The 16659-nt window shown below is 63.2% G+C and carries 15 protein-coding genes; all 15 read left to right on the top strand.

Annotation, left to right across the window (positions count from 1 at the left end):
- Positions 1 to 143 precede the first annotated feature (143 nt).
- Positions 144 to 1802: a GspE/PulE family protein gene (locus ACQU6B_RS06835; RefSeq protein WP_430866795.1), complete on the top strand. Its 1659-nt coding sequence runs from the start codon at positions 144 to 146 to the stop codon at positions 1800 to 1802.
- Positions 1803 to 1932: 130 nt separating this feature from the next.
- Entirely contained in the window at positions 1933 to 3633 is a 1701-nt protein-coding gene (locus tag ACQU6B_RS06830) for a PilT/PilU family type 4a pilus ATPase (protein ID WP_430866794.1), read from the top strand.
- 24 nt (positions 3634 to 3657) lie between these two features.
- Positions 3658 to 4887 (top strand): type II secretion system F family protein, encoded by a 1230-nt coding sequence (locus tag ACQU6B_RS06825; RefSeq protein WP_430866793.1) that lies wholly within the window; start codon positions 3658 to 3660, stop codon positions 4885 to 4887.
- A 125-nt stretch (positions 4888 to 5012) separates the two neighbouring features.
- The gene (locus tag ACQU6B_RS06820) at positions 5013 to 5426 is read left to right on the top strand and encodes a prepilin-type N-terminal cleavage/methylation domain-containing protein (protein WP_430866792.1); all 414 of its coding nucleotides are present in this window, start codon (positions 5013 to 5015) and stop codon (positions 5424 to 5426) included.
- Positions 5427 to 5524: 98 nt separating this feature from the next.
- Positions 5525 to 6025, top strand: a complete 501-nt coding sequence (locus ACQU6B_RS06815; protein ID WP_430866791.1) for a type IV pilus modification PilV family protein — start codon at positions 5525 to 5527, stop codon at positions 6023 to 6025.
- Positions 6025 to 6603 carry a type II secretion system protein gene (locus ACQU6B_RS06810; RefSeq protein ID WP_430869225.1) on the top strand — a complete coding sequence of 193 codons (579 nt, stop codon included), beginning with the start codon at positions 6025 to 6027 and terminating at the stop codon, positions 6601 to 6603. The genes ACQU6B_RS06815 and ACQU6B_RS06810 overlap by 1 nt, the downstream gene beginning before the upstream one ends.
- A 23-nt stretch (positions 6604 to 6626) precedes the next feature.
- Positions 6627 to 8168, top strand: coding sequence for a hypothetical protein (locus ACQU6B_RS06805; protein WP_430866790.1), 1542 nt, complete (start codon positions 6627 to 6629; stop codon positions 8166 to 8168).
- A gap of 2 nt (positions 8169 to 8170) precedes the next feature.
- Positions 8171 to 8959 (top strand): prepilin peptidase, encoded by a 789-nt coding sequence (locus ACQU6B_RS06800; protein WP_430866789.1) that lies wholly within the window; start codon positions 8171 to 8173, stop codon positions 8957 to 8959.
- A 69-nt stretch (positions 8960 to 9028) separates the two neighbouring features.
- Positions 9029 to 10072: a pilus assembly protein PilM gene (gene pilM / locus ACQU6B_RS06795; RefSeq protein WP_430866788.1), complete on the top strand. Its 1044-nt coding sequence runs from the start codon at positions 9029 to 9031 to the stop codon at positions 10070 to 10072.
- Entirely contained in the window at positions 10069 to 10866 is a 798-nt protein-coding gene (locus ACQU6B_RS06790) for a hypothetical protein (protein ID WP_430866787.1), read from the top strand. Before pilM ends, ACQU6B_RS06790 begins: the two co-directional genes overlap by 4 nt.
- Positions 10867 to 10868: 2 nt before the next feature.
- Entirely contained in the window at positions 10869 to 11768 is a 900-nt protein-coding gene (locus tag ACQU6B_RS06785; RefSeq protein ID WP_430866786.1) for a hypothetical protein, read from the top strand.
- 83 nt (positions 11769 to 11851) lie between these two features.
- Positions 11852 to 13036 (top strand): chorismate synthase, encoded by a 1185-nt coding sequence (gene aroC, locus ACQU6B_RS06780; protein WP_430866785.1) that lies wholly within the window; start codon positions 11852 to 11854, stop codon positions 13034 to 13036.
- Positions 13036 to 13710 carry a shikimate kinase gene (locus ACQU6B_RS06775; protein WP_430866784.1) on the top strand — a complete coding sequence of 225 codons (675 nt, stop codon included), beginning with the start codon at positions 13036 to 13038 and terminating at the stop codon, positions 13708 to 13710. Before aroC ends, ACQU6B_RS06775 begins: the two co-directional genes overlap by 1 nt.
- Positions 13707 to 14918, top strand: a complete 1212-nt coding sequence (gene aroB, locus ACQU6B_RS06770; protein WP_430866783.1) for a 3-dehydroquinate synthase — start codon at positions 13707 to 13709, stop codon at positions 14916 to 14918. The genes ACQU6B_RS06775 and aroB overlap by 4 nt, the downstream gene beginning before the upstream one ends.
- Positions 14919 to 15056: 138 nt before the next feature.
- Entirely contained in the window at positions 15057 to 16544 is a 1488-nt protein-coding gene (locus tag ACQU6B_RS06765; protein WP_430866782.1) for a DUF222 domain-containing protein, read from the top strand.
- Positions 16545 to 16659: the final 115 nt, after the last annotated feature.

Raw genomic sequence — 16659 nt, 5'->3', positions numbered from 1 at the left:
GGCCGGGTTGTCGATGTGATGTGAGGGTCGCATTGAGAAGTATTGACTCTTGACAATGAAGTTTTGAATGTAGTGGCCGGGACGATGGCGGTAGGTACCGAAACGTTCCGTTTCGTGAATGACGCAGCGCTGAGGGAGTGCATGTGAAGCAGCTAGGGTCGATTCTGCTCGAGGACGGCGTCCTCACAGAAGACCAGTTGATGGACGCCATCGACGAGCAGCAGAAGCGCGGCCAGTCGCTTGGTCGTACCCTCGTCGAGATCGGAGTGATCTCCGAGTCCCAGTTGGTCCGAGCCCTCGCCGTCCAGGTGGGCATGGAGTACGTCGAGCTCGGCGACTTCCCGGTTGACCGCAGCGCCGTAGCGCTCGTCCCAGGTAGCGTCTGCCGCCGCCACACCGCGCTTCCCATCGCGCTAGACGGCACCCTGCTCAAGGTCGCAATGTCCAACCCCGGCAACGTGGTCGCGGTGGACGACATGCGTCAGATCACCAAGATGGACATCCTGCCCGTGGTCGCCGCCTACGACGACGTGCTCACCGCTATCGACCGCTACTGCCGCTCGGACGCCGAGCTCCAGGACCTCCAGGAGTCGCTGGCCGAGGACGCCGACGCGGACCTCAACGACATGGGAACGGCCGTCGAGGACGACGCCCCCATCGTGCGGTTCGTCAACCTACTGATCTCGCAGGCCATCAACGACCGCGCATCGGACATTCACATCGAGCCGGGGGAGCGCGACCTGCTGGTCCGCTACCGGATCGACGGCGTTCTGCACGAGATGCAGCGTGCCCCCAAGGCCACCGCCAACGGCGTGACCAGCCGCCTCAAGATCATGAGCGACATCGACATCGCCGAGCGTCGCAAGCCCCAGGATGGCCGCCTGTCGGTCAACCACCAGGGCCGCAAGATCGACCTTCGTGTCGCGACGCTGCCCACCGTGTGGGGCGAGAAGATTGTCATGCGTATTCTCGACAACTCCACGGCGTCGCTGGACCTTGAGGACCTGGGCATCCGTCAAGCGAACCTTGACCGCTACGAGCAGTCCTTCACCAAGCCGTACGGCATGATCCTGGTCACGGGCCCTACGGGTTCCGGTAAGTCCACCACGCTGTACGCGACGCTCAACCAGATTTCCAAGCCGGAGATTAACGTCATCACGGTCGAGGACCCGGTCGAGTACCGCCTCGCGGGCATCAACCAGGTGCAGGTCAACCCCAAGGCCGGGTTGACGTTCGCCTCGGCGCTGCGATCCATCCTGCGTTCCGACCCCGACGTGGTGCTGCTCGGTGAGATCCGTGACCACGAGACGGCCCAGATCGCGATCGAGGCCGCCCTCACCGGTCACCTCGTGCTGTCCACCCTTCACACGAACGATGCGCCGTCCGCCATCACGCGTCTGATCGAGATGGACATCGAGCCGTTCCTGGTGGGTTCCGCCGTAGACTGCGTGGTCGCCCAGCGCCTGGCCCGCAAGCTGTGCAACAGCTGCGCGGCCGAGTACCACCCCACCATGGCCGAGCTCCCGCAACGCGTGCGCGACATTGTCGACACGCCACCCGTGCTGTTCAAGGCGGCGGGCTGCAACCAGTGCTCGAACACCGGCTACCGCGGCCGCATCGCGCTGCACGAGATCATGACCGTGGACGAGGACATCGAGCGACTCGCAGTGGCGCACGCCTCCGCGGCGGAGATCCAGCGCACCGCGGAAGAGCACGGCATGGAGTCGCTCTACATGGACGGCTGGGCCAAGGTCAAGCAAGGTTTGACCACTCTCGAGGAACTCCTCCGGGTGGTGAAGTAGACGTGATCGCGTATGTAGAAGTGGCACGTTCAAGCACGAGCGCAGTAGCGCCGATAGCAATCGCACTGGCTTCTGAGGGGCGCCCAACCGGCGCACTCGGCGGCCGTCGGTCGCGGTTGATGGAGGATTGATGTCTGCTCAGTTTTTGCCACAGGGCTTTGAGCCCGAGCCTGCTCGCCAGGCCCCGGCTGTCCCGCCTGCTCCTCCGGTAGCGCAGCAGCCCCCCGCGCAGCGCCCGGCCCAGCAGGCCCAGCCCGCAGGCAACGCCGTGCCGGCTCAGGCTTTCGCTGAGTTCAACGACCTCCCCTCGCAGCGCCCCGCGCCAACGCAGCAGTTTGCCGCTCAGCAGCCCGTCGCTCAGCAGCAGGTGCCGCGTCAGGCGCCCGAGCAGGCTCGCCCGCAATACAACCCGCAGCAGCCGCAGGCCCAGGCCCAGGCTCAGCAGCCACAGCAGCCACAGCAGGCCGCGCCGATGCGCGCTCCGATGCAGCAGCCGGTAGCGCCGCAGCAGTCGGCTCCGCAAAACGGTGCACCGGCTCGCGCCCCGATGATGTCTCAGCCTGCCCCTCAGCGTCCGCCGATGATTCCCACCACGGGACAGGTCCCGGTTACCCAGAACCCGGCCGCCCAGCAGGCGCCGCAGTCCGCGCCCCCAGCTGGCGCTCCGGCGGCGCAACGCCCGGCCGCCGCACCCTCCGCGTACCAGGCGCAGCCCGCCGGTGCGCGCGTTGGCATGGCGCAGGAGAACCGCTCGGGTGACGTGGACCTCGCCGCAGCTCTGCGTGGCATGCTCGCCGCCGGCGCCTCCGACCTTCACCTCACCTCGGGCGCTCCGCCCACCATTCGTATCGACGGCCAGCTCGCGCCCCTTCCGGGCTTCGCCTTGCTCGAGGGAGAGGGCTTGCAGCGTTCCCTCTACGGCCTGCTCACGCAGAAGCAGCGCGAGGCCTTCGAGGAGGAGCTGGAGCTCGACTTCAGCTACGCGCTGGTGGGAGAAGCCCGCTTCCGCGTGAACCTCTACATGCAGCGCGACTCCGTGGGGGCCGCGTTCCGCGTGATCCCCTACGAGATCAAGCCGCTCGAGTCGCTCGGCATTCCCGAGGTGGTGGCGAAGTTTGCGACGCTGGCGCGCGGTCTGGTCCTCGTGACCGGTCCCACGGGTTCCGGCAAGTCCACCACGCTGGCATCGCTCGTCGACCTGGCCAACAGGACTCGCGCCGCGCACATCATGACGGTCGAGGACCCGATCGAGTTCCTGCACCGCCACAAGAAGAGCCTGATCAATCAGCGCGAGGTTGGGGCGGACACCAAGTCCTTCCAGAAGGCGCTCAAGCACGTGCTGCGCCAGGACCCGGACATCATCCTGATCGGCGAGATGCGCGACCTGGAGACCATCCAGGTGGCGCTCACCGCCGCGGAGACCGGACACCTCGTGTTCGCCACGCTGCACACGCAGGACGCCGCGCAGACCATCGACCGCGTGATCGACGTGTTCCCGCCTGAGGCGCAGGGCCAGATTCGCACCCAGCTGGCCACCGCGCTGCAGGGCGTCATGTGTCAGTCGCTCCTCAAGCGCGCGGATGGGCCGGGACGAACAGTGGCTGTAGAGGTTCTCGTCGCCACCCCCGGCGTGCGAAACCTCATCCGCGAGGGCAAGACTCACCAGATCTATACCAATATGCAGGCTGGCGCGGCACTCGGCATGCAGACCATGGACCAGCACCTCGCGGAGCTGGTCAAGACCGGCCGCGTCTCCTACGAAGATGCCATCGACATCTGCCACTCGCCCGAGGAATTCAACCGCCTCGCCGGACGCGCTGGCGCGCGGTAGCGCGCGGGACTGAGGGAGACGAACATGGCTACTGAAACCAAGACTTTCGAGTTCACCGCTCGTGACGCGACCGGCAAGGTCCACAAGAGCACCATCGAGGCGCCGTCGTCGTCCGCGGTCGCTGGGCGCCTTGCGGAGCGTGGCCTCACGCCGCTGTCCGTGGAGGAGGCCGGAGGCAAGGGCCTCAACATGGAGCTCACCATCCCGGGCATGGGCGAGAAGATCACGCTCAAGGACATCGCGATTATGTCGCGCCAGCTCGCCACGATGATCGACTCCGGGCTCTCGCTACTGCGGGCACTCAGCATCCTTGCGGATCAAACTGAGAGCAAGCCGCTAAAAAAGGTCATCGGGGAGGTCCGTGGAGACGTCGAGACCGGTAGCTCGTTCTCCAAGTCGCTCAGCCGCCACCCCGACGTGTTCCCGCCCATCATGCTCAATATGGTGAAGGCGGGAGAGATCGGCGGTTTCCTCGACGAGGTGCTCGTTTCGATTGCGAATAACTTCGAGGCCGAAGTCGCGCTGCGCGGCAAGGTGAAGTCGGCAATGACCTATCCGGTGGTCGTGTTCTTCATTGCGATCCTCGCGGTGGCCGTCATGCTTATCTTCATCGTGCCTATCTTCGCGGATATGTTTGCCAGCCTCGGCGGGGAATTGCCGTTGCCCACGCAGATCCTGGTCATCATGTCAGATGTCCTCAAATTTGGCGCACCCATCTTTATCGTGGCAGCCATTGCGCTATCCGTCTGGTGGCGCAAGAATAAGCACAAGCGTGAGGTCCGCGAAAAGGTGGACCCCATCAAACTCAAGGTGCCGATCTTTGGCAACCTGATCCAGAAGATCGCGATCGCGCGGTTCACGCGGAACTTCGGATCCATGATTCGGTCTGGCGTCCCGATCTTGCAGGCACTCGACATCGTGGGGCAGGCCTCGGGCAACACTGTGATCGAGGACGCGACAAAGGACGTGCAGGATTCCGTGCGCCGTGGAGACAGCCTTTCCGGTCCGCTCGCGAAGCATTCGGTGTTCCCACCGATGGTCGTGCAGATGATGGCCGTGGGCGAGGACACGGGCGCCCTGGACACAATGTTGGATAAAATCGCCGACTTTTACGACCAGGAAGTGGAATCCACCACAGAACAACTGACAGCGCTCATAGAACCCCTTATGATTGCAGTGTTGGGTTGCCTGATTGGCGGTATGGTGATTGCGTTGTACATGCCAATCTTCAAGGTCTTCGACCTGATCGGATAGCTCCAACCATAAATTTATAGATGTGGCATGCGAGGTAATGAGAATTACGACGTATGTCCGGTTTGGCCGGTATGTTCCGGTTAAGCGTTTTGATCCATTTAAATATGAAACCGAAAGGCATTAAAATGATTGCACGCATTCAGAAGCGTATGCAGGAGCGTCAGAACGGCGAAGGCGGCTTCACGCTCGTCGAGCTCCTCGTCGTCATCATCATCATCGGCATCCTTGCCGCTATCGCCATCCCGCTGTACCTGAACCAGCAGGCGAAGGCCAAGGACGCGGCCCTCAAGTCTGACATGAAGAACGCCCAGATCGAGGTCGCTAACCAGCTGGTTGATGACCCGACCGGCGCGGCAGTCTCGCTCGCTGCCTTCACTGAGTCTCCTGGAGTTACGTTGGTCCTCACCGGACCCGACGTCTCGGCTGGCACGTTCAGCATCTGCGGCACGGTTGACGGTGGCGCCACCGCTGGCGGATTCTGCCTCGACCAGACCGGTGCATTGACGGAGCAGGGCGCAGCAGCGCCTGTAGTTCCCTGACTCTAACGTTTGATCGTTGATGTGTGCGGGGAGTCGAAAGTTCGACTCCCCGCACACATACGCTGTTTTAGGCCATCCAGGATTATTAGGGAACTCAGATGCATGTACAGCAACTTGATGACGAGGGCTTCGGATTGACCGAAGCCTTGGTCGCTATCTTGCTGTTCGGGATTCTGTCCCTGGCGCTCGTGCCACCCATCATCCTTGCCCTCCAAACTTCGGCTAAGTCCACGGTCATTGCGACCGCTTCCGCGGTAGCGAGCGAGCGTGTTGACCTGGCTCGCCAGAACTCGGGGACGTGCGCCGAGTATGTCGCGTTCCTCAGCACCGCGGTGCCTACTACCTATGAAGACGCCCGCGGAAGCGCGTTCACCGTTACCCAGAGTCCCACTCCCGCCTACGCCGCCGGCCAGAAGGTCAGTCCCGTCGGCGGTGCTGGCGACGGGAACGCGGACGGAGTCGCGGACTCGTTCTGTGATGACGGCGACTCCCACCAGAATGCGATGGACTTTAGCGTTGACGTGGTGTCCAGCTCGCTAGACAACCCCGACGCGGCCAGCGCTCAGACCCTGGTCGCAGTGCCAGGATTCGGCGGGTGATGGCAATGATGGAGCGGATCAGGGACCCACGACTCCGCAGTGGCGACTCCGGCTTCACCCTTGTGGAGCTGTTGGTGTATATAGTCCTGCTAGCGATTGTAGGAACGATGGTGGTGATGCTGATGCTCAATGGGTATAAGTCACAGCTCAACATCTCGCAGACCACCCAGAATTCGGGCGACAGCCAGAACGCGATCAAGGCCATCACGTACGACGTGCGGTATTCGTCTGCGTCGAAAATAAGTCCCTCGGGGAACCTATTGGTGACCCGCACCTGGGTAGGCGATCCTGAGACCGGGACTTACGTGTGCCGCGGCTGGTTCTACGACGATGCTACGAAGAAGCTGCGTCGCGCGACGACGAGTGCTGCCACCAGTGGTGCCAACGCAACTACCGCCAGTGCCTGGACTCAGTATGTGGAGGGCGTCACCGCAACCTCGCCATTCTCGACGTCGGGGTCCGATGGCGTGCGGGTGAGCTTTACCGGGACGCCGGCGGCCTGGGGTCGGGACACTGGCATCGATACGGTCATTAGCCCACGGCCACAAACTGACACGGAGAGTGCGCCATGTTTCTAGGACGCGAACGCAACGAAGAGGGCATGGCGCTCGTGATGGTGATTGGCCTGATGATGGTCATGACGGTGTTGATCACCGTGATCGTGTCATCCACCGTGTTCGGGTTGAACTTCACTAGCCAGACCAGGGCGTCCGTGCAGTCGAACGCTGCGGCCGAGGCGGGTATCGACGCCGTCGCCGTCAAAATCAATAACGACAAGTGTTCCGAACTCGTGGACGGCAGCGGAAACTTCAGCCAAACTGCCTCCGTACCCGCGTTTGAGGGTCAGGTATTGCGCCAGGCGACGGCCGCCAGCGGCTTTACTCCCGGTTGCCCCGTGGCCAGTGACCACGCTTACAAGATTGTGTCGACCGGGTTCGCACAACTGACCGGCGGCGGCGGCTACAACAGGGGCGACGAACAGGTTCTAGAGGCGCAGTGGGTGCGGCCCACACCGCCGCCTTCGTTTGACGAAGCCATCCGTGGCGACACCCTGATCTATTTCCACTCGGACACGATTGTGGAGACGATTCACACCGATGGTGACATCTACACCAAGGGCAGCATGACCTGTGCCTCCGGAATGCAGATCGGTGGAAATGTGATCGCTGAGGGTGATATCACCTGGACTAACTCGGATTGCATTGTCAAGGGTGACGTCTACGCCGGTGGCGACATCGTTTACCCGGTGAGCCCGTACTCCGTTCCCTCCGTCGAGGGCAACATCGTCGCACTTGGATCAATTAAGAGCGGCGCTAAGCAGACGAAGTTCGGTTACCTGAACAACAGCCAGTACATTAACGCCTCAGGGACCATTCAAGCCGGCGGTCAGATCCATGCGTATTGCTCGTATCCCGGGAGGGCAAACAATACCAACTGGACCAACTTTGCGGGCTCAGGTAGTGCCTGCCCCGTCGGCACCGGTACCCGAGTGAAGATGAACGTACCTGGGCTCTCCATTCCGCCGGGTTCGGACTTTGAGCCACTTGCTCTCACGAGTGAGCCGTGGGCAAGTTGGACTAACAAGAACTGGAACGATTCGTCGTACGGTGGCAATGCAGTTGGGAGTTCCTGCGGTAGCCACTCAGGCGGCGGGACCATGAATATCACTACCAACACACGTATTGATACCACGTCAACGTGTTCTGGTGGCGTGATCCTGGGGGACTGGGGCGGGCTTACATTGAATCTGTCTGCGGACCTCGTCGTCTATGCCAACTCGTTCAAAGTGAACGGCAAGGTGACGATCAATTCGGTTGATGGCGGAGACCACTCCGTATACTTCGTGAATCCATCGGCTTCTGCCACCAGCGTGACCTGCCCCGCGGAGAGTAGCGTCGGCACGCTTTCGACCAAGATCACTATGTCCTCCGGTCCGTGGAACCAAAGCTCGAAGATCGCGGTGATGTTCTATACGCCCGGGAAGATTGCTAACAACTTCTACGACTTCAACATGTCTGGCCAGCTTTATGGTTGCGCAGTTGACACGGGTCCCAAGATCACCGTGCACTACAAGAAGGCCGGGGACGCGTCGTCGTCCCAGGACCTGTCGTCGTTCGCCATTCAATACCTGCGGGAAAAGTAGCCTTGGCACTGATTGTCTTAGTTGCGGGCCTGCTGGGGCTGGGACTCGGATCTTTCGCCAACGTGGTTATCTACCGCGTGCCGGCTGGGGAGTCGGTAGTGCACCCCCGCAGCGCGTGCCCCAAGTGTGGACACCCTATCCGGTCGCGACACAACATCCCGGTGTTGAGTTGGCTGTGGCTCAGGCGCCAGTGCGCGGACTGCGGTGCACCCATCAGCGCGCGGTATCCCCTCGTGGAACTTGGCACCGCTGTCGCATTTGCTCTGATTGTGGGGCTGAACGGGTTTCAATGGTCGACGCTGCTGCTGTTGGTGTTCGCCTACGGCGGGATCATTCTCACCGCGGTGGACCTTGACACTATGCGTTTGCCAAACGTGCTTGTCGGCGTATTGGCCATCGCCGCTGTGGCATCGATCATCCTTGCCGCGGGCTTCGGGGACCAGTGGCCTGACGCGTTGCGAGCCCTTATCGGCGCAGCACTATTGGGGCTTTTCTACTTCGTCGCGTGGTTCTTCTACCCCAAGGGCATGGGCTTCGGTGACGTCAAACTCGCCCCCGTGGTGGGCGCAACGCTCGCATTCTTTGGGTGGCCCCAGCTGATAGTAGGCGGGTTCTTCGCCTTCGTTTGGGGGGCGATCGCTGGTGTGCTCGTCATGATCGTCTCCAAGCGAGTCAAGCAAGTGAAGATTCCCTTTGGACCCTGGATGTTCGCAGGGGCCTGGACAGGAATCATCCTGGGGCAACAAGTCTCAGACTGGTACCTCGGTGTGGTGTTGAGCACAAGTACTTGAGTATCACCGGTCGCATGCCGATAGTTGAGTCGAAACGTAGGGGAAGGTTTAATCGTGGGTAGTAGATCTGTGGCAATAGACATTGGTGCCACCATGGTGCGTGTCGCCGAGGTGGAACTGGGTTCCGGAGCGAACCCGCGCGATAGTGCGGTGTTACACGCCTACGCCGAGCGCAGCATGCCCGCCGGAGTGATTCGTAATGGCGTGATCGAGGAGCCTGCGAGTCTTGCCGGAGTGGTGCGCGAGACCTACGCCGCTGCCAAGACCAGCGGTAAGAACGTTACGGTGGGAATCGGCCACCACAGCCTGGTAGTGCGCGAGGTCGACATCCCCGCACAGCCCATGGCCCAGGTTCGCGACACTTTGGCATTCCACGTCCAGGACTCCCTGACTACGTCCGTGGACGACGCGATCCTTGACTTTTTCCCCACCCTCGAAGTAGAGGGACAATCGGGCACTAGCTTGCGTGGACTTTTGGTTGCGGCCCCTAAGGACATGGTGCGTGACGTAGTGGCAGTAGTGGACAAGGCAGGGGTTCCGCTGACCGTGGTTGATCACTCGGCGCTCGGGCTGTGGCGCGGGGGCTGCAGGGGACAGATCGCACTCGAGAACACCGCGCTCGTGGATGTGGGGTCCTCCGCCACGACCATCGTGTTGTCCCAGGGCCTTACTCCGCGCCTGGTGCGCGTACTGCCCCAGGGCAGCAATGATGCCAATAAGGCCATTGCGAACGCCATGAAGGGCACCGGCCAGGATGCCGAGTCTATGAAGCGCGAGATAGGCATGGACCTCAACATCCAGGATGACCGCAGGGCCTATGCAGAAGCAGCCAGCCACGCACTCAACCCACTAATCGAGTCCATTCGCAACACGCTGGTTTATTTCGCCAGCTCCAACCCGGGTGGAGCCGTCCAACGGATCGTGCTGACGGGCGGGGGCGCGTATGTGCGCGGCTTTGGCCAGGCGCTTGCGAGTGCGACGCGCCAGGCTGTCCAATACGGCGAACCCCTCGCCGGTATCAGACTCGGCAAGGGCGTCGACCTGCGAGCCCATCAGGGCCGCGAGGCAGAGCTCGCCACGGTTATAGGTCTCGCGATGGGAGGAGAGCGATGAATCCGGAACTCCGCTCCAAGTACGGCACCGCACAGTTCCCTGGTGTCAACCTCATCCCCAAGGAGATCGCCGAGAAGAAGGCCCTCCAGCGGGTAAGGCTCTTGGCCGTTGTCGCCATAGTGATCTCGATCGCAGTAGTCATAGTCGGCTACTTTGGCGCGGTGGCGGTTAAGACGATTGCGCAAAGCGATCTGAATTCGGCGCTTGCCGATCAGACCGCGGCCGTCAACGAGCGCGACGGGAAAGTTGACGTGTATACCGAGTACCTGCGGCTCGAAAGCGAGGAGTATGCGCTAACTCAGGTGGGCTTTGGCGAGATGGACTACGCCCAGTTGACGTCGGCCGTCGCGGGCACAGCCAACGCTGAGACCAGCTACGAGTTGATTTACATCCAGGGCCCTAACGCGGAAGGCTTTGGCGCTCCGCTGGACGACCCGATCTTCGGCGTGGGTGGTGTGGGTACCCTTCAGTTCATCGCACACGCGACATCTGTCGAGGAGGCCTCCGCATTGGTGCAGCGACTCGAGGAGGTGCCGGGCATCGCCAACGTCACTGCGGTATCCGAGGAGTTCGTGGACGAAAACGGAAATCTGTCCTGGAAGGTGTCAGGCCAGGGCATCATAACTAAACTGCGACTTATGCAGCGGCTCCTGCCTACGGACGGGGTATCGGACATCGACGCTAGCGAGACTGTGCGACTCCAGGACCCTAACGAGGAACCGCTTCCGGCGGCTTCCGCATCACCATCGGCTTCGCCTAGCGACGCCGCCGCGGCTGCGGACGAGGGGAACTGATTATGTTGAATTCAAAGTACGCGCCTATTGTCGCGCTGACTGTTCTAGCCATCTTGGTGATAGCTGCACTGGGCTGGTTCTTGGCCATCAGCCCGCAGTTCGCCAAGGCGGATGCGTTGAACGCGGATACCGATGCGGTCAATAGCAACATCACAATGGTGCAGACCTCTTCCGCGAAGCTCGATGACTACCAGGCCCAGGCGGATGCCGCCGCAAGCAATGAGGAGTCCATCGCGCTCAACACGCCCACGACGTATGACCTGCAGGCCTTCCGTGAGCGCGCCTCTGAAGCGATCGAGAAGTCGAATGTCGAGATCATCGGTCTGACCCAAGAAACTGCGTTCTCCTTAGAAGGATGGACGGCGACGCCAGCTCAACTAACTTCGACCGCTGTCGCCAAGCTCTTTGCCGTGGGACCGATCACCGTAGCCGGGGACCCCAACTCAACGGTGGTTCTAACCGAGGACGCTCCCGCTGCAGCCACGGATACGGCGACAGACGACTCGGCGACCCCTACTGGGGACGGCGCTTGGGCCGCGATCGTTACTCCCAAGGCGGAGGATGGCCCAGTAGCGCTGGGGCTCGTCATGATTCCGCTGACGTTGAGCGTGACAGGCACCGCTGCGGAGCTCAATACCTTCTTCGAGCTGATGGCCAACCCAGACGATCCGATCTTTCAGGTATATGAGGTGACAGCGAACGCTCGGCCCGCCGGATCATCCACGCAGGTGGGTGTATCGGAGGCCGAGGACGGCGACGTGATCGCGACGGTGACCGGTGCAATGTATCTTCTGAACGCGGATACTACTGTGATTGACGAGGAAGCGCTCGTAGTGGTGAAGCCGGCAGAAGACTCCGCTTTCACGCCGGTCGGGGACGCTCCCGCCCAGTCGGGCGAATAGTTTTTCTTTAGGTTCGAGTAAAGCCCAACGCACAAGCCGGGTCCCTGCCAGGGGCCCGGCTTTTGCATGGCAGAATGAAGCCCATGCTTAGATGGCTCACCGCAGGAGAATCGCACGGCCCAGCACTAGTGGGCACCCTCGAAGGACTCCCGGCCGGAGTGGAGATCACCACGGCCGAGGTTCAGGACGGTTTGGCGCGACGACGCCTCGGTTACGGCCGCGGCGCGCGCATGTCGTTCGAGAAGGACCAGGTCACATTCCTGGGCGGCGTCCGCCACGGTCTCTCCCAGGGTGGCCCCGTCGCCATTATGGTGGGCAACACCGAGTGGCCCAAGTGGGAGACCGTGATGTCCGCGGACCCCGTGGACCCCTCCGAGCTCACCGGAGCGCGGGCCGCGAACCTGACTCGTCCTCGCCCCGGCCACGCCGACCTTGCCGGCATGACCAAGTACGGCTTCGACGACGCCCGCCCGGTGCTGGAGCGAGCCTCGGCCCGCGAGACCGCCGCGCGCGTGGCGCTCGGTACCGTCGCCGAATCCTTCCTTCGCCAGGTCGCGGGCATCGAGCTCGTGAGCCACACGGTGCAGATCGGGCCGATCTCGGTTCCGGAGGATGCCCCGCTGCCTCCCGCCGGCTCTACGCCCGAGCTCGACGCGGACCCCATCCGTTGCTTCCACGCCGAGACCTCCGCGCGCATGATCGAGGAGATCGACGCGTGCCAGCAGGACGGCGACACCATGGGAGGCGTAGTCGAGGTGGTGGCCTACGGGCTTCCCGTTGGCCTCGGCAGCCACGTGCACTGGGACCGACGGCTCGACTCGCGCCTCGCCGGTGCGCTCATGGGCATCCAGGCGATCAAGGCAGTGGAGGTCGGCGACGGCTTCCGTACCGCCGGACGCCGTGGCTCGCAGGCCCACGACGAGATCGAGTACACCGAGAATGGCGTAGCCCGCCGCACCAACCGTGCCGGTGGCATCGAGGGCGGAATGACCAACGGCGCCCCGCTCACGGTCCGCGCCGCCATGAAGCCCATCAGCACTGTGCCTCGCGCTCTGGACACGATCGACACCGCCACGGGTGAGGCGGCTAAGGCCATCCACCAGCGCTCGGATGTGTGCGCCGTAGCTCCCGCAGCGGTAGTGGCACAGGCGATGGTCGCGTTGACCCTCGCCGACGCGGTGGTGGAGAAGTTCGGTGGCGACTCTGTGGCTGAGGTTCGTCGCAACATCGACGCCTACGTCGCAGCGGTCCCCGAGCACCTGCGCTGATGCCGGGACCCACGCAGGAACATGACCCATCGGGTGAGTCCATTCACCCCAAGCCAGAGCCGCCCAAGAACCCGTTGGTCGCCCAGGCGCCGCCAGGCATGACTCGCTCTCAGGGCACGCCGGTGGACGGCCCCCGCGCGGTCCTGATCGGCCCTCCGGGCTCCGGCAAGAGCACTGTGGCGAAGGGGCTCGCCCGCGAGTGGGGCGTCGCCAGGCGCGATACCGACGACGACATCGTCCGCACTGCCGGTAAGCCAATCTCTGACATCTTTTTTGACGACGGCGAGGTCGCCTTCCGCGAGCTCGAGCAGGCCGCCGTCGCCACCGCCATGGCGGAGCACCGGGGCGTGCTGTCCCTAGGTGGCGGAGCGATCCTCAACGAGTCGACTCAGGAACTGATCGCGCGCTACGCCGACAGTGGGGGAGACGTGATCTTCCTGGACGTGTCCCTGTCCGCGGCCGCACCGCGCGTGGGCCTCAACAATGCGCGCCCGCTGCTGATTGGCAATCCGCGCCGCCAGTGGTCCGACCTGATGGCGGCCCGGCGCCCCATCTACGAGCGTCTGGCCACGCGCACCGTCAACACCGACCACCTGAACGCTAAGCGCATCGCACACGAAATCGCCGGCACTACTCCTTCCCCCGAGACCGATGCCGCGGAGGCCACCGAATGACCGCTGAAGAATCGTCGAGCGTCCCCGACGCGGCATCGGCCGCTGTTGAGGAATCGAGTGCGCGCCACGTCATCTCTGTGACTGGCGCCGCGCCGTACGACGTGACGGTGGGCACAGACTTGCTTGCGGAGGCGGTCGCATCGATCCCCGAGGGCGCCGCACGGGTCCTGGTGGTCCACTCGCAGCCCCTGCAGCGGCGCGCTGACTACCTGAAGCGCCTGATTGACGAGTCCGGCCGCCTTGGCGTCCTGGTCGAGGTTCCCGATGCCGAGGCGGGCAAGACCGCCGAGGTGGCGGCCTTCTGCTGGGGAGTGCTCGGTAAGAGCGAGTTCACCCGCACCGACGTAGTGATGGCGCTGGGCGGCGGGGCGGTGACGGACCTCGCGGGGTTTGTGGCGGCATCGTGGCTGCGAGGCGTGGGTGTCATCCAGGTCCCCACGACGCTGCTGGCCATGGTCGACGCGGCCGTGGGAGGCAAGACCGGGATCAACATCACCGAGGGCAAGAACCTGGTGGGCGCGTTCCACGAGCCGCTGTCGGTGTGGTGCGACGTGTCGTACCTCGAGACGCTGCCGCGCAACGACTTGGTGGCCGGGATGGCCGAGGTGGTCAAGATCGGCTTCATCCGCGACGCGGAGATTCTGAGCCTCACCGAGGCGAACATCGAGTTGCTGCGATCCTCCGACGCGCAGGACGGTTCGCGCGAGGGTGGGGCGACTGGGGCATCGGCCGCCGGGAGCGACAAGCTTGATCCCGCGGCGCTGCCTGTGCTCGTCGAGCTCATTCGCCGTGCCATTCAGGTCAAGGCGGACGTGGTGAGTGCGGACCTCAAGGAGTCCCACCTGCGCGAGATCCTCAACTACGGGCACACGTTCGCGCACGCAATCGAGTACACCGAGCGGTACCAGTGGCGCCATGGCGCTGCGGTGTCGGTGGGCATGGTCTATGCGGCCGAGCTCGCTGGGTTGGCCGGCAAGCTCAGCGAGGCGGAGGTCGAGCGGCACCGTTCCGTGCTGACCTCGCTCGGACTGCCCGTGACGTACGCGGGCGGACGCTGGGACGCGCTGCACCTGGCCATGAAGCGGGACAAGAAGACCCGGGGCGACATGCTGCGGTTTGTGATCCTGCAGGGGATCGGCAACCCCGTGCGCTTCGAGGGGCCGGACCCGACGTTGCTGATTGCCGCATACGACGCCGTTTCGCGGTAGGTTGCGGCGGACGGTTCCGTTGGGGTGAGGTTCCGACTGCCCTCACCACTGATGTCCACAGGTCCGGCTGTGAGGTTCTTTTACACAGTTTGACCCATTTTGATGGTGTTTGTCAGTGGTCGGTGTTTGACTTGCCGTATGACCTTTTCAACCGCGCTGATTGAACGCGAACTCGCCTCGGTGCGATCGTTCGACGGCTCAGACTGCGCGCAGTTGACGCCCCGGCAGTTGCACGACGTGAGCGATGCGCTGGGCCGGGCCCGCCGGTCTCTCGATGCGCTCGTCGTCATGGTGGCGGGAGAGGTCGGGCGTAGAAGCGCACCTGAGCTGGGCGTAGGGGGACTGTCACGCAGCGAGGGATTCTCCACTCCGCAGGAGATGCTTGCCAAGACGCTTGGAACCTCGACGTTTGACGCCAAGCGGCTCATCGACGTAGGTAAATCTATCGCCGCCCAGGACGCGGCTGTGGATGCCAATAATGGTGGCGGGATGACTGAAGGAACCCCATTCGCGGCGAGTGGCACTGGATCGCAGCGCGCCCCTGAGAGCGCGCCGCGATTCGCGCGTCTCGCCCAAGCGGTGGCCGCGGGCTCAATTGGGGTAGAGGCGGCCGCACTCGTCACGCGAACTCTCAATGCCCTCGAACCAGTACTGGTCTCTAATGCCTCAGTTGAGTTGGGAGACTCGGGGGCTGCGACTCCCGGATCGGAGTCACACGCCGCGTCACCGGATGACGCACGAGTGCGCGCGACGAGTGAGCTCACGAAGATCGAAGAGAAACTGGTGGACAAGGCGCAACGACTGTCGCTGGCCGAGTTTCGGCGTGCGTGCGACCGTGAACGTTCGTGGATCGCTCCACGAGACCTAGTCGAGCGTGAACGACGCCACAGGGAGAACCGCACGCTGTATTTCAGTGAGGATGCGGACGGGATGACCGTGATGACGGCGAAACTGGACGTGGGTTCAGCTGCCCCGATCAAAGCTTGGATTGAAGCGCAGGTGCGGCACGGATTCCAACAACGCAGGGATACCGGCGCCCATGATGGATCTACGGACGTTCGTTCCGCGGGGCAGATGCGGGTGGACGCGCTGGCGTCGCTGGCCAGCCATGGTTTGGATTGCGATTCGCCTACCTCCGGTGTGAAGACGACGGTGGTGGTGCGAGTCGAGGCGTCACAACTGGAGTCTGACCTGGGACTGGGGGAGTGCGACCAGGTCTCCGGGCCCATATCTGCCTCGACGCTGCGGATGATGGCGGTCGACGCAGAGATACTCCCGGTGGTGATGGGCGGCGAGAGCTTGCCACTTGACTTGGGGCGCGCGTTCCGGTTGTTTACCAAGGCTCAACGCATCGCGCTGCTCGAGCGAGATGGCGGGTGTAGTTGGTGTCACGCGCCGCCGGCGTATTGCGAGGCACACCATATTCGGTGGTGGGGGCGCGACCGAGGGAACTCGGATCTCGCCAACGGGGTGATGTTGTGCACGGGCTGTCATCACCGTCTGCATCGCGACGACTGGACTGTCGAGGTGAGGGAAGGCGAGGTGTGGTTCCAGCAACCACCGACGCTCGGCCGTGAGAAGCAGGAACGTATCGGAGGAAAGGCGCACCTCGCACTCAATGGCTAGCGGGCTCGTAGGCTGGCCGCTGGTGACGAGGTGAGCGGCTCAACGGTTTTGCGCCGGTGCCTCGTGGGCTCGTCGCTGGTGAGCAGCTGTCCCGCTTCCCGGGTTTTCGCCGGTG

Origin of the sequence: Demequina aurantiaca (genome assembly GCF_050598105.1) — a bacterium.
GTDB classification, from domain to species: domain Bacteria; phylum Actinomycetota; class Actinomycetes; order Actinomycetales; family Demequinaceae; genus Demequina; species Demequina aurantiaca_A.
This window is presented reverse-complemented; position numbering and strand designations above follow the sequence as displayed.